This is a genomic window from Mucilaginibacter oryzae, from assembly GCF_003148845.1.
Classification (GTDB): Bacteria; Bacteroidota; Bacteroidia; order Sphingobacteriales; family Sphingobacteriaceae; genus Mucilaginibacter; species Mucilaginibacter oryzae.
This window is the reverse complement of record NZ_QGHA01000004.1, coordinates 312,535-327,130: the sequence shown is the minus strand read 5'-3', so window position 1 is coordinate 327,130 and position 14,596 is coordinate 312,535. Positions and strand designations below refer to the sequence as shown.

The 14,596-nt window shown below is 43.4% G+C and carries 13 protein-coding genes; 7 read left to right on the top strand and 6 right to left on the bottom strand.

Features of this window, described 5'->3' with window-relative positions; genetic code table 11:
- Positions 1-70 precede the first annotated feature (70 nt).
- On the top strand, positions 71-754 hold the full coding sequence (locus LX99_RS13210; RefSeq protein ID WP_109608301.1) for a phosphatase PAP2 family protein: 684 nt from the start codon (positions 71-73) through the stop codon (positions 752-754).
- On the opposite strand, the gene LX99_RS13205 is transcribed toward LX99_RS13210, so the two are convergent.
- Together LX99_RS13205 and LX99_RS13200 are read right to left on the bottom strand one after the other, a co-directional pair.
- Complete coding sequence (locus tag LX99_RS13205; protein WP_109608300.1) at positions 751-1,419, bottom strand: hypothetical protein; 669 nt, start codon at positions 1,417-1,419, stop codon at positions 751-753. The genes LX99_RS13210 and LX99_RS13205 overlap by 4 nt on opposite strands.
- A gap of 582 nt (positions 1,420-2,001) precedes the next feature.
- Entirely contained in the window at positions 2,002-3,474 is a 1,473-nt protein-coding gene (locus LX99_RS13200; RefSeq protein ID WP_022831964.1) for a glycoside hydrolase family 130 protein, read from the bottom strand.
- 200 nt (positions 3,475-3,674) lie between these two features.
- Between LX99_RS13200 and LX99_RS13195 the strand changes: the two genes are divergently transcribed.
- Positions 3,675-4,352: a response regulator transcription factor gene (locus tag LX99_RS13195; RefSeq protein ID WP_109608465.1), complete on the top strand. Its 678-nt coding sequence runs from the start codon at positions 3,675-3,677 to the stop codon at positions 4,350-4,352.
- A gap of 9 nt (positions 4,353-4,361) precedes the next feature.
- Entirely contained in the window at positions 4,362-5,681 is a 1,320-nt protein-coding gene (locus LX99_RS13190; RefSeq protein WP_109608299.1) for a sensor histidine kinase, read from the top strand.
- A gap of 236 nt (positions 5,682-5,917) precedes the next feature.
- Here LX99_RS13190 and LX99_RS13185 read toward each other — a convergent pair whose 3' ends face one another.
- The 3 genes from LX99_RS13185 to LX99_RS13175 all read right to left on the bottom strand — a co-directional run bounded on the left by LX99_RS13185 (position 5,918) and on the right by LX99_RS13175 (position 8,510).
- Positions 5,918-6,838, bottom strand: a complete 921-nt coding sequence (locus LX99_RS13185) for a DUF58 domain-containing protein (RefSeq protein WP_109608298.1) — start codon at positions 6,836-6,838, stop codon at positions 5,918-5,920.
- Between the two features lie 106 nt (positions 6,839-6,944).
- Positions 6,945-7,265, bottom strand: a complete 321-nt coding sequence (gene trxA, locus LX99_RS13180) for a thioredoxin (RefSeq protein WP_022831961.1) — start codon at positions 7,263-7,265, stop codon at positions 6,945-6,947.
- 480 nt (positions 7,266-7,745) lie between these two features.
- Entirely contained in the window at positions 7,746-8,510 is a 765-nt protein-coding gene (locus LX99_RS13175) for an SDR family oxidoreductase (RefSeq protein WP_109608297.1), read from the bottom strand.
- A gap of 130 nt (positions 8,511-8,640) precedes the next feature.
- Here LX99_RS13175 and LX99_RS13170 point away from each other — a divergent pair, with 130 nt between their 5' ends.
- The gene (locus tag LX99_RS13170) at positions 8,641-9,051 is read left to right on the top strand and encodes a winged helix-turn-helix transcriptional regulator (protein WP_109608296.1); all 411 of its coding nucleotides are present in this window, start codon (positions 8,641-8,643) and stop codon (positions 9,049-9,051) included.
- An 81-nt stretch (positions 9,052-9,132) separates the two neighbouring features.
- On the opposite strand, the gene LX99_RS13165 is transcribed toward LX99_RS13170, so the two are convergent.
- On the bottom strand, positions 9,133-11,082 hold the full coding sequence (locus tag LX99_RS13165) for a KUP/HAK/KT family potassium transporter (RefSeq protein WP_109608295.1): 1,950 nt from the start codon (positions 11,080-11,082) through the stop codon (positions 9,133-9,135).
- A 193-nt stretch (positions 11,083-11,275) separates the two neighbouring features.
- Between LX99_RS13165 and LX99_RS13160 the strand changes: the two genes are divergently transcribed.
- From LX99_RS13160 to LX99_RS13150, 3 genes are all read left to right on the top strand, one after another.
- A complete protein-coding gene (locus tag LX99_RS13160; RefSeq protein ID WP_109608294.1) occupies positions 11,276-11,800 on the top strand; it encodes a T9SS type A sorting domain-containing protein in 525 nt (174 codons plus the stop codon).
- Positions 11,801-12,257: 457 nt separating this feature from the next.
- Positions 12,258-12,869, top strand: coding sequence for a fumarylacetoacetate hydrolase family protein (locus tag LX99_RS13155; protein WP_109608293.1), 612 nt, complete (start codon positions 12,258-12,260; stop codon positions 12,867-12,869).
- A 2-nt stretch (positions 12,870-12,871) separates the two neighbouring features.
- The gene (locus LX99_RS13150) at positions 12,872-14,590 is read left to right on the top strand and encodes a M23 family metallopeptidase (protein WP_109608292.1); all 1,719 of its coding nucleotides are present in this window, start codon (positions 12,872-12,874) and stop codon (positions 14,588-14,590) included.
- The last annotated feature ends 6 nt before the right edge of the window (positions 14,591-14,596 follow it).

Below are 14,596 nucleotides of genomic sequence, written 5' to 3'. Positions count from 1 at the left end.
TTAAATAGCTAATCAATCTCAAAGCTAATCATTTTTTTGCTTTGAATAAGTATATGGCTTACTTTGCACCATGAAGATAGGAATAAAAGATGTTTTGCATAAAATACGCCCTTTTTTTATCCTCTACCTTATTTTATTGGCGTGCTGCCTTATTATTAAGCTGATATATAGCCGGGAAACCGTTTTTTTTGCGGTTAACGGATGGAACAGCCCCTGGGCCGACGCCATTGAACCTCACGTAACCGATCTGGGCGACGGCTCGACAATTATTATATTATCTATCATCTTATTGTTATTTAATTACCGAGGTTCGCTGCTGCTTATTTCAAGTTATGCTGTTACTTCGCTATTGGCCCAGGTACTTAAATATATTTATATAGCTCCGCGACCGCGGATTTATTTTAGCAGCGAGTGGGCTAAAGTACATGTTGTTGAAGGGGTTTATATATTAGAGAAATACAGCTTTCCGTCGGGGCATACGGTAACCGCTTTTTCGGCAGCGCTGGTATGTACATATTTGTGCAAAAACAAAGGCTGGGGTATCCCAGCCTTGTTTGTTGCCATAATGGTTGGCTATTCGCGCATGTATTTAACCGAGCATTTTTTTGAAGACGTGCTTGCCGGTTCTGCTATCGGCGTTTTTGTCACTATATTCTGGCTTACCTGGCTCGACGGCAAGCGGTTTATTCACACTGCCGGCTGGAACCGGGGTCTCCTTGATACATTGTTCAAAAAGAGGATGGCCGCTAACTAAACCCCGGCTTCAAGCTGCCTGTTTTTGCGGCGTATTACTGTAAAAACAATAATAAATACAAGGATAGCGCCACCGCCGTAAATACCTATTTTAACCGGCGATGATAAACCCTTCGCGTCAGACAGGTATTGGTCGCGGCGATCTAAACTTGGGGCTATGCTTATAGAACTTGAAAATTGTTTCAGCTCATTTTTTGCCAGGTCGGCCCGCTGTTCAGGGTAATTATATTCAAAGGTATAGGTAGCATCCTGGGTGTATAACAGGATAAAATTTCTCAACTCGGGCGATTCGCCGGTAGAGCCGCTGTTATCGATACGCAAGGTAAAAACCTTACCTTCCAGTTTTCCGATGGTGGTATCGCGCGGATACATCACGCTACCATTAACAGATTGTTTCTGGATGCCTTTGATGTAATTTTTAAAAACATCTTTCAGGTCCTTCTCCTTGTTCAGGGGTTTGTTATTCGCGTTTGGAACACGTAAAACAAGTATATTTCCTAATGATCCGGTACCCTGGTATATCTGCTGACCTAATGTATCTTTTTTAGTAAACCCCGTAGGCAACGATACCGTAACAAGGCTATCTATCTTTACGGGCTTCAGTGCCTGGCCAAAACCCGAAAGCGAAAACAGTATAATGCTTATGCTTAAAATTATCTTTTTCATACTGTATTTAACTCCAAAAACCAGGTTTGGTTTTATCTAATAATTTAAAAGATTGCTTTTTTGAAAATCAAATGACTTATTATCAGTTAATTGTCTTTTTTTTTAGCTTAATGCAGAATGCTGAAAGCGGAAAGCTTTTTGCTGCTATTAAACAGAGAAGCACCATTGCTTCGTAAGTCGCAGTGATGCTTTTTTATGGCTTTCGGCCTTAAGCCTTAGGCTTTAAGCTTATTTCGTTACAACAGCCTCACGCTGGTACGCACGTGCCGCGCGTTCCTGAACAAATAGAAAAGCTGTAGCATGCAGGGTGCACACGCGGCACGCGTGCGCCAGCTATAGGGAAGTTTTTTTTAGCTTAATGCAGAATGCTGAAAGCGGAAAGCTTTTTGCTGTTATTAAACAGAAAAGCACCATTGCTTCGTAAGTCGCAATGATGCTTTTTTTATGGCTTTCGGCCTTCAGCCTTAGGCTTGAAGCTTATTTCGTTACACCAGCCTCATGCTGGTGCGCGCGTGCCGCGCGTTCCTGAACATAGGATTACAATGATGCTTTTTTACAGCTTTAAGCGTTTAGCCCTCCGCTTTAAGCCCTAATGGCGTCGGCCTTAAGCTTGGCCAAAAGTTCGTCCAGACAAACCTCGGCAAACGCTGTGGATGAATCAGATACACCGTAAGGGATAATCAGTTTATTATTATGGATAATGGAGCCACATGAATACAATACATTTGGCACGTAACCCTCTCTTTCATCTGCATTAGGAATCAGCAGCGGTTCGCGCAGACGGCCGATCTCCACCGTAGGGTCATCCAGTTTAAGCAAACTTGCCCCCAGCACGTAGCGGCGCATAGGGCCGACACCGTGGGTGATCATAATCCAGCCTTCCTCTGTTTCGATAGGCGAACCGCAGTTGCCCATCTGTACAAACTCCCAGCTAAATTCTGGTTGCTGCAGTTTTATCGGCTTCTCCCAAATGTTGATCTTATCCGAATACATGATGTAATTATTGCAGCCGTCTATACGCGATATCATAACGTATTTGCCATTCACTTTGCGCGGAAACAGGGCCAGGTTTTTATTCTGCGCTCCCGCGCCATAAAGGGGCATGATCTTGAAATTGTAAAAATCGCTGGTTTGCAGTAGCTTGGGCATAATCAGCGAACCATCATAGGCCGTATAGGTGGCATAGTAAAGTTTAGTGCCGTCATCATTAGTAAAGTGTACAAAACGGGCGTCTTCAATGCCTTTACGTTCATACTCCGAGATCGGGAAGATTACCCTGTCGGAAACGTCGGTATCCAGCGAGAAAACTATTTCGTAGTATGAATCGGCCAGCCACAGTACCTTATCATATTCCAGGCGTTTAATATCATCTTCCTGCAATTGCTGCGAATCTGTAATGATACGGCGCAAATTGGCGTATTCAAAATGATGATCGAGCTTGCTTTCAAGCTCATTAATCACATCGATGCTAATCCGGGTGACGGCCGCTTTTTCAAAAAACAGTTTTTTGTTGTAAACCGCGTTGCGCACTATTTCGGCTTCGTCAATATAATCACCGGCGGGTTGGATAGTGATATTGTTAAATTTATCAATCATAGCCCGGCGAAAGGTTATTGACGAAATATGGCCTTCGCCCACTGCCCTGAAACTGATAATTACGCGGCGCTGCCCGTCTTCCAGTTCGGTTTGGTCGGGGTCTTCAATGATTGAAGGATTAAAAAACGCGGCCGATTCGATAGAATATTCATGGGTAAAATACGAACCGATCAGCAGTTTACGGTAAACCGAAAGTGTATCAAAATCAATATTAAGCTCCAAAAACAAAGGCTTTAGTTTGCTGCAATGACGGTTAAGCACCCGGGTTATATTGCGGTGGCGTTTGGAATATTCCTGAAGCAGCGGCGATACTATACCGAAAGCATCATCTTCGCTGATGCGCATTACACGTTCAATAACTTCCTTAGCCCTGTCGTTCCCGTTAAAAAAGAACCTGGCGATAACACGTTTCGGGTCGGGGTTTACTCTGATAGGCTTGCGTTCGATAGAAAGTCTCATAGTAGATATTGTGGCTTTTACTGGTAACAGCGATTATAGCAAATTGATTTGTACAATTTCAATTTAACGGAAATTTACGTTGTATAGTCCCGTCACGCCAAGAGGAAGGTATTTCTTCATTATTTACTAATCCTACCGCTTTAAACTTGCTTCAAATTGTGGAGCCTATGATTTTGGATAATTTTGTAACTTGCACAGATATGAACGTGTTAATTGTTGAAGACGAAAAAGGCCTTGCCCTTGAAGTCGACGAGTTTTTAAGCCACGAAGGTTTTACGGTTGAGCATGCCCGTACCAAAAGGTCGGCGTCTGAAAAGATCTTTGTAAACAATTACGATTTTATCCTGCTTGATCTTGGCTTGCCCGACGGCGACGGTTTCGACCTGCTCAAGATGCTGAAAGGCATGGGCGAGCGTGAAGACGCGGTGATTATACTAACCGCCCGCGGCGCTGTTGACGACCGGGTATCGGGCCTGGAGCAAGGCGCTGATGATTATCTTGCCAAACCGTTTTCGCTTAACGAGCTTTTGGCCCGCATGCATGCCATAACGCGCCGTAAACACCGGCTGGAAAGTAATGATATTAACGTAAAAGGCTTAAAAATCAATATCCAGAACCGCACGGTAACTTATAACGACGAACGCATAGCCCTCACCAAAAAGGAGTTTGAAATTTTTAACTATTTGGTGCTGAATAAAAACCGGGTAATATCGCGCACCAACCTTACCGAACACGTTTGGGGCGATGTGCTGGAAATCAATTCCGACTCGAACTTTGTGGATGTCCATGTGAAAAACCTCCGCAAAAAATTATCGGCCTATATCCCTATCGATTGGTTTGAAACCGTACGCAGCATTGGCTACCGGATCAACATCTAACATCCCCAGATGAAATTACAGGTAAAACTGGCCCTCTATAATACGTTAACCAAGTTAGCCATTATCCTTTTTACGGGCCTGCTCATCCTGCTTTCCATCGAAAAAATTTCGTACAACCACATCGAATTGCGTTTGGAGGATGATGAACGCGAAACGCTGAAAAACCTTGGCTCGAAGGATATCAACAGCCATCTTACCAGGCTTGAAAAATATACCGATTATAATATTTTACAGGAAGAGTTTATCACCATAACCCCTATAAAATTTCAGCCAACGGCTACAAACGGCAATAAGTTTACCACCGAAACCCGGAACATTGAGCACAACGAGCAAACTTACCGCATCCTTACCCACCAGTTTAATTTCAATAACCATAGTTACCAGCTGGAAATTGGTGTTGCTATTACTTCGATAGAAGAGTTAAAATCTATCATCAAAAGGTTTACGCTGCTCACTTTGATCATTGCCCTTGCGCTTACCCTGGCAAGTGATTTGATTTTCACCAAATTTTTGCTTGCCCCGTTTTACCAGATCATTGACCGGAAGCTGATTAAAGTAAACGACCCGCTGAATTTTGATTATGAAAAAATTAAAACCAGCACCCAGGATTTCGAATTGCTGGATGATAGCATCAGCTCGCTCATGAAGAAGATCAGCGCGCTGTTCAGCCTCGAAAAGCAATTTATAGCCAACGTATCGCACGAGCTGCTTACGCCTATTTCCATCATCAGTTCGAGGCTCGAAAATATCCTGCTGCAGGAAGAATTAAGCGAAGCCGGCGAAAATAAAATGCACGCTTCACTTAAAACGTTGAATCGCCTTAAATCAATCATTAACAGCTTGTTGCTGATCTCGAAGGTGGAAAATAACCAGTACGATAAGGCCGATGTGGTAATGATAGCCGGGGTGATTATGGAGATCCAGGAGGAACTGGAAGACCGCATGGATGAAAAACGGCTTAGCTTCACCAATAACATGAAGTACATCTACTCCATAATGGGTAACCGGCCGTTAATGCACACGCTGTTGTTTAACCTTGTTAATAACGCCATCAAATACAACGTTCCCAAAGGAAGCATCATCATAGCCGACGAATTAAAAGATGATGTTTATATACTGGAAATTACCGATACCGGTACCGGTATGGATCAGAAACAAATTGAAAACGCCTTTAACCGCTTCGAGAAATTTGAAACCGATGAACGGGAAAGTTACGGGCTTGGACTGGCTATTGTAAAAAGCATTACGGCTTTCCACGATATAAAGGTTAAAATTGATTCGGTTAAAGGAAAGGGAACCAGTGTTTATCTGGTATTTAACCGTGAATAATTCTTCATTATTTCTTCACGGGTTCCTCATCTTAGATCAGGTATTTTTGCGATAGTTTACTTTTTTAAATTCCCCTATTAAATAAACAATTGCAAAAGGCCGTTATCTGAAAAGATAAGGGCCTTTTTTGCGGATTTAACTCACGCGTTTAGCTTAGTCATCATATAATTTCCGATTATGTGATATACCTTGAGGTTGATGTAAACGTAATGCGCCTGAGGAAGCGGAAGTGTTTATTATATCATTTTGTTCCGCTTGATCAGGTAGGTATTTAAGATATGATGATATCCCTCGTTAACATCGGCATCAACTAAATCGATGTGGTATTGGGCGCATTTTAGCGCAAGCTGGTGATGGTATTGGTTTAACGATGCTTTATATGCTTCCCGCACACGGACCGGGTTCACCTTCAATTCTTCGCCGCTTTCAATATCCACAAAGTGGTGCGGGCGGTTATCAAAATTAAAGTCCAGTTCTTTTTGTTTATCGGTTACATTAAAAATAACCACTTCATGCTTGTTGAATTTTAAATGCTGAATAGCCGCGAACAGCGCCTGCTGTTTTTCAGCGTTCAGGCTGTTTTCCAGCATATCGCTAAAAATTATCACTAATGATCGCTGGTGAATTTCGCGAGCTATATGGTGAAGTACACCGGTAATATTTGTGGGTGTGTTTAGCCTGGGGGCGGCATACATTTTTTCAAGCTCGGCATAAAGGTAAAACAGGTGTGTGGTAGTTGACTTGGCCGCGCTGATCCAGTCAATCTTATCCGAAAACAGGCAAAGCCCAAAAGCGTCGCGCTGTTTTTTAAACAGGTACATGAGCGATGCGATGGCGTAAACCGAAAATTGAAGCTTGCTGGTACCGCTCTCCGGAAAGTTCATGGATGATGAAGTATCCAGCAACAGGAAACAACGCAGGTTGGTTTCTTCCTCAAATTGTTTAACAAACAGCTTATCGGTACGGGCCAGCAGCTTCCAGTCGATATTTTTTACCGATTCGCCGCTGTTATACAGCCGGTGTTCGGCAAACTCAACCGAAAAACCATGGAAGGGGCTTTGATGCAAACCGGTTATAAAACCCTCAACCACCTGCCGGGCCAAAAGTTCGAGGTTGGCCAGTTGCCTGATCTGCTGTTCTTCGTTTAATTTGGGCATAAGCTAATATAGGCATAAAAAAAGCGCTGCAAAATTGCAACGCTTTTTCACTTATATATGTTGTGTTAATGCTACAGTGAATAGCATCAGATAAATTTAATTGGGGTTATGCTAACTGTTTTGCAAGTTTATCAGTTAATACTGATTTTGGCACAGCGCCGATTTGTTTATCCACAATTTCGCCATTTTTGAAGAACAATAAGGCAGGGATGTTACGGATACCGTATTTTACAGATATACCTGGGTTGTTGTCAACGTCTACTTTACCAACAACAGCTTTGCCTTCGTATTCTTTTGCAATATCTTCAACTACCGGACCAACCATCCTACACGGACCGCACCATTCTGCCCAAAAGTCAATTAATACCGGTTTGTCTGATTTCAGGACAAGCTCGTCAAAGTTTGCATCAGTTATTTCTAAAGCCATGATTTCTATTTTTTAAATTTTGTAGTTACAAATATATACTATTCAAATTGCTTGCCACAAGTGCATTGCTGACATTGTGACAATTATATTAACATAACCCCCACCCTTAACGCAAATGTGACTATTTGTCGCGTTTGCGCCCTGGTGATATGCTTGCGACATGGTGTTATAATACAAATAACCTGTTTACAGTGCATATTTACAACTCATCGGCTGGGTTACTTTTTCACATCGGCGGTTTAATTAACATTAAGGGTGTCCGATCAAATTGTCTGAACTCGAATTTTAAGGAATTTAGTGAACGGGCAGAGTGCTTGGCAATTTTTATAAATTCTTAAAATTCCTTAAAATTTAAGTTCAAACAAAAAAGACCGGAAGCTAAGCCGCCAGTCGTTTTGCGTTACTCCACTCTTCATTCACCCCAATTCTCCAAAGAGTAACGTTCTTAAAGTCTCCCCTTCGGAGGAGATTTAGAGGGGTTTACGCGCCTTTCAAAGTAGCCATACCGCCATCTGCAATCAGCTCTGCACCGATCACGAAAGTTGAATCATCTGATGCGAAGAAGGTAACAGCTTTAGCAATTTCTTCAGCTAAACCAAAGCGGCCTACCGGAATTTGTTTTACCAACTCGGCACCCATGCCTTCCAGTTGTTCCTGGGTTAAGCCTAATTTATCTGCAGTGTGTAAAGGCGTTACAACCGGACCAGGACTTACCGAGTTAACCCTGATCCGACGTGGCAACAACTCGGCAGAGATATTTTTAGCTAATGAAAGCAATGCCGCTTTACTGGCCGCGTAAACTGTAGCGCCTGCCATACCAATGTGGGCATTAATTGAAGTATTGAGAATAATTGATCCGCCGTCATTAATTAAAGGCAGCAATTGCTGGATGCTGAAGTAAGCACCCTTAAAGTTAACATTCATGATCTCGTCAAACATCTGCTCGCTCATTTGCTCGGTCGAGTTGAACTGGCCTATACCGGCATTGATAAACACAATGTCAATTTTTTCGGTAATGGCTTTCACTTTTTCGCCAAGCTGGCTTACCTGCTGCATGTCGCCGCTATCGGCAATTACGCCTTTGGCGTCGGCGCCTAACAATTCAACGGCCTCGTTAATAGCTTTTTCGCTTCTGCCGGTAATAATCACTTTTGCACCTTGTGCAATGAATTCCTGTGCTGTGGCCAGGCCTATGCCACTGTTACCGCCTGTAATTACTGCTGTTTTTCCTTGTAACTTTTTCATTATCTTTGATTTGATACATCAAAGGTATACCGCCAAACAAGGCCGGTCAAGAATGCACCATTTAGTGTGCAACGCACTTTTTGGTAGGTTATGAGCCGGTTTGATGCAATCGATACATCGCCATTTTAATATGACAAAAAACAGACATTCAGATAATTCATGCACCATGGCGGCAGCGCTGAGCGTGATAAGCGGTAAGTGGAAGCTGAGGATAATAAACCAATTGCTATCCGGCCAGAAACGTTACAGCGAAATAAACCGCGCCATACCGGGCATGACCGAAAAGATGCTTTCGCAACAGATCCGCGAGTTGGAAGAAGACGGTATAGTAACCCGGAGAGTGTTCCCGGAAGTGCCGCCAAGGGTTGAATACGCGCTTACCCCGATTGGCGAAGAGCTATCATCCATATTCTATACCCTCGAAAGATGGGGCAGCAATTACATGACCATAACCAATGCCAGCGGCGAAGTGGTGCAGCCGGATTATACTTGTTATACCTTAGTCAAAGATCAGGAAGAAACGGTAAAAGCGGATATTTAAACCTGCTGCCACGTCAGCAAGGCCTGACTCAAAATAAAAAGCCTCCCGTTTTTTCGGAAGGCTTGCTTATTAGGATGTTTTTTAATTAACCCGGTGGATCTCGATAGATTCGGGCATGGCCAGTACCAGTGGTACTTTCTCTACCGTTACAAAGCTCAGGTCGAGGCCGAAACCGCGCTCTTCGGATAAACTCACTTTTTTAAGCTGCTTGTAGTAATCCATAATAAATCTTTCGATAAACGAAAGATTATGCGAGCGGGAGAATACCTTCTCGATCACCACAAAACGGAAGTCGCCTACAATTTTATGTTTATTGAGGGATTTGTAGGTACTGGTAATATCAACTTCACCTTTTTTAACCAGGTCTTCCACCACTTTTCTAAATAGCAGGTTGATCTGTTGTTCAACACGGAAACCTAATTTAAAATCAATGCGGATGAGCTTATTCGGCACCAGGTGGTCAACTTCATATTCGCGTTTGTAAGGCTCGTCCACAACGTCAACGTGTACCAGCCAGTATACGTCGGCACGTTTGGGCTGTTTCTGTAGTATCGAGTAAACAATTTTCGATTCAATTTCTGAATTGAAGTTGGCGCTGGTAAGGTAAACCAGCTGTGAAGCATATTTAGGCACGCTTTCGTCCATGCTCAACTCTTTAATAATCTCGAAGTAATCCTCAATCTCTACAAATTTCACATAGCGGTTCCTGATCTTGCGCGCGGTGTGCCAGGTCCACATTACGGTGAACAGCACGAAGCCGATAGATAAGGTAAACCAGCCGCCATCTAAAAACTTGTGCAGGTTACCGGTAAGGAAAGTACCCTCAATAAGAAGATATATAGCCAGGAACGTATTGATAATATAATTGGGAACCTTTTTGCGTTTCAGGAATTTGGATACCAGTATGGTGGTCATGAGCATGGCCACGGTAATACTTAAACCGTAAGCCGCCTCCATTTTATCTGAATGTTTGAAGATCAAAACCACACCCAGGCAGCCTGCCCAAAGCAGCCAGTTAACACTTGGTACATACAATTGCCCTTTTTGTTCGGATGGATAGTTAATGCGGACCTTGGGCCACAGGTTGAGCCTTACGGCCTCGGCTATCAGCGTAAACGATCCGGAAATTAGCGCCTGGCTGGCAATAATAGCAGCTACCGTAGCTATACCGATACCGAAGATCATGAACCACTCGGGCATGATTTTATAAAAAGGGTTGTTGGCGTTCAGGTCAAGCACGTGGCCGTTGCGCTGTAATAGCCAAACTGCCTGGCCCAGGTAGTTTAATATTAAACATACTTTTACATATACCCAGCTTACGCGAATGTTTGCTTTGCCACAGTGCCCTAAATCTGAGTATAAGGCTTCGGCGCCGGTGGTACACAGGAAAACCGCACCTAATACAATAAACGCGCCATCGCTCGAGCTTGAGGTAAGCAGTTTAATAGCATAATAAGGGTTTAATGACCGGATGATCAACGGATCATGAATAATGTAACTAACGCCCAGTACGCCCATCATGGTAAACCAGATAAACATAATAGGGCCGAATGCCTTACCTACAAGCGAAGTACCAAACTGCTGGATAATAAACAGCGCCGTAATGATGGCCATTACAATATAAACGGTCGGTAAATTAGGCTGATAGGTTTGTAAACCCTCAATAGCCGATGAGATGGTGATTGGCGGGGTGATGATACCATCGGCCAGGAGCGCGCAACCGCCCACAACCGCGGGTATGATGAGCCACTTGGCCCGGCGGCGCACCAGCGAAAACAGCGAAAAAATGCCGCCCTCGCCTTTATTATCCGCCCTTAAGGTAATAACCACGTATTTGATGGTGGTTTGTAACGTAAGGGTCCAGAAAATTAAGGAAACCCCTCCCAGGATCAACGTTTCGGAAATTTGTTGCTGACCAACTATGGCCTTGAATACGTATAGCGGGGAGGTACCAATATCACCGTAAATTATTCCTAAACTGATTAGAAAGCCGGCGGCCGACAGTTTATGCAGATCTTTATGACTTGACACTTTTATGATTTAGAGATGGCAAAAATATTAATTTTTTTGGTTAAACCATCAGGCAGGTTAAACGTATAAAGAAATATTGTGTCTATTGTACAATAAGTGCCTGTTCTGTTAAAAATTGTTAAAAAGTTTTACAAAAACCGCAAAATATAATTTGGTGAGCGCTTTATTTATACTTTTGTAGCATTAAACTAATATGAGGAGAAGTTTTACATATGCTTATGTGTATACCTATGCCTGGGTGGTGATGATTGCGGCAGCGATCTTCATAAGCTTTTCCTTTACCGCCGATTTGAAGCCGCCTAAAAAAGAGTTTAAAGCAGATACCATATTATTGCGGGGGAAGACCAAGCCGGTTAAAAATTCGTACTTAAAAAATGGGCTCCATTTGGCTTTGCCGCCCCTTAAGCCGGCGGTAACCTCAAATATAAAAGTAAACGTTGCCCGGCCGGATGATAAACTGCTCAGCGACGTAGAAGTTTACCCTAACCCGGTAACTGATCAGTTTAACCTTAAATACTCCATATCCCGCAACTCTAATGTTACCATAAAAATAAAGGATGTGTTGGGTAATGATATATCCACGGTGTTTTCGCAACGAGTTGAATCGGGCGACCATAACCTTAACTACCCGGTAGCGAATAAACTTACCCGCGGTTTTTACTTTGTTAGGGTAGTAGCCGGAACCGAATCCGTAATTAAGCGGATTTTGGTATTGTAATCAAATCACTCTTTTTAAAAACCAGCAGAAAACTTTTCTTGGCTTTTTGTGCTCGTTTGTTCTTTCTCTTGCGCTCGTTTGCAACGAGCGCTTAACGTGGTTTCGCGATTGTATCGCGTGTTTGCGTTATAAACGCAAACCCATATTAAGCGCTCGTTGCAAACGAGCGCAAGGATTAAGAAGGATTAGGGTTATGTGTAAAAAGTTGTTGGCGACAACACCAACAAAGCACGGAAACCACCCAAATTTGACTTCTTGCGCTCGTTTGCAACGAGTGCTTAACGTGGTTTCGCGATTGTATCGCGTGGTTTGCGTTATAAACGCGAACCAATATTAAGCGCCCGTTTACAAACGAGCGCAAGGATTAAGGATTATATGCAAAAAGTTGTTGGCGACAACACCAACAACACACGGAAACCATCCAAATTTTTTAGCTTTGGCGTTTACAGCGTTCATTATGAAAATTATTGCTATTGGCCGCAACTACGCCGAACACGCCAAAGAACTCAATAACCCGGTACCAACCGCGCCGGTAATATTTATGAAGCCCGAAACGGCTTTGCTAAAAGATAACAAGCCATTTTATCACCCCGAATTTTCGGAAGATGTTCACCACGAGATTGAGCTGGTTTTAAAGATCAGCAAGGAAGGCAAACACATCAGTGAAAAATTTGCTTCGGGCTATTACGAAGAGATTGGCCTGGGGATAGATTTTACCGCCCGCGATATTCAAAGCCGCCATAAAGAGAAAGGCCTGCCATGGGAACTGGCTAAAGCTTTTGATGGTTCGGCACCTATCAGCAACTTCGTGCCGAAATTGAAGTTCGAATCGGTTTATGAGCTTGATTTAAGGTTAGATATCAATGGCGAAACCCGCCAGCAGGGCAATACCCGCGATTTGCTTTTTTCTTTCGAGCGTATCATCGCCTTTGTTTCACAATACATCACGCTTAAAAAAGGCGACTTAATATTTACCGGCACCCCTGCGGGTGTATCAAAAGTAAAAATCGGCGACAGGCTTGAAGGTTATCTTCAGGATGAAAAAATGCTTGATTTTTACGTTAAATAAGCATGATTAAAAAGCTATTGGTTACAGGCGCGCTGTGCCTGGGTATTTATGCAGGCACAGCAGCGCAAACTATTATACAAAGCAGGCAATACCCGCAAAACTATTTCCGCTACCCGCTCGATTTAACACCGCCTACAACTGCCGGGTCGTTCGGTGAGTTGAGGCCCTCGCACTTCCATTCGGGCCTGGATTTTAAAACCAACCAACGTACCGGTTACCCGGTGCATGCCGCTGCCGAAGGTTATATCTCGAGGGTGAGGGTACAGTTTGGCGGCTTTGGCCGGGCTATTTATATCACCCACCCCAATGGGTACACTACTGTTTACGGGCATCTGGAAAGTTTTAGCGCGGCGGTTATTGAATTGGTTAAAAAATACCAGTATGAGCATCAAACCTACGAAGCCGATTTTAACCTGAACCCAACGCAGGTACCTGTTAAAAAGGATGAGGTGGTAGCGATCTCCGGCAACGCGGGGGCCTCTGCCGGGCCGCATGTGCATTTTGAAATCCGCGACAGCAAAACCGAAGAAACGATTAACCCGCAATTATTCGGCTTAACTATTCCGGATAAGGTACCGCCAACTATCACGTCTATCGGCATCTATCACCTCAATAACAAGCCATTCAGCGAAAAAACACCTAAGGAGTTTTTGGGTGTAACCGGTGCGGCAGGTAATTATCATTTAATAAAGCCCCAAACGCTTGAGTTGAGCGGCAACATCGGTTTTGGTATCAATACCACTGATATGAACAGTACCTCGTTCAACCATAACGGGATCTATTCTATCGAACTAAAGCTGGATGGCAAAACGGTTTATACATTTGCTGTAGAACGTTTCGCGTTTGATCAAACTCATGCCATCAACGCATATATCGATTTCCCGGCCTATGAATCATCCCGCCGCTGGATGCAGAAATGCTTTATTTTGCCGGGTAGCCATATTTCGCTGTACCCTCAATCCATAAACCGTGGTATCATCACTTTTAACGACAACGCCCTGCACGATGTTGAGTATGTGGTAAAAGATGTGGCCGGGAATGCCTCATCGCTCAAAATCAAAGTAAAATCATCGCCTTTTGTGGTGCAGCCTCCGGCTAAGCCCACCGGTACCATGCTGTATTATGATAAACGCAGCGAGTTTAGCAACGATAAGGTTAAGGTGATTGTAATGCCCGGCAATTTGTATGACGACCTCGATTTTCAATACTCGGCTTCAGCCAAACTACCGGGAGCTTATTCGGCTGTGCACCATATTCACAACCGTTTAACGCCGGTACATGAAAGCTACGAGATTTGGATCAAACCCGATGTTGATTTGGGTAAATATGCCGATAAGGCTGTTATTGTGAGTAGCTGGGGCGGTTGCCAGGGCGGGTATTATAAGGATGGTTACGTAGTATCGCAGGTTACGGCCTTTGGCGATTATTATATTAACGTAGATACCGTACCGCCGGTAATACATCCGCTCAATATTAAAAACGGAGCTAATATGAAAGCCGCCCGTAGTATAAATTTCAGGATGAGTGATAATTTATCAGGAATTAAAAGCTATACCGGCACCATCGACGGAAAATGGGTGCTGATGGAGCATGATTATAAAAGTAAAATATTAAGTTACACGTTTAATGCCGATATTGTACCCGGTAAACACGTGTTCAAGTTGGAGTTAGTTGATAACAAGAATAATTTTTCGGAATTTACCGCCGATTTTTACAGATAAGTACCT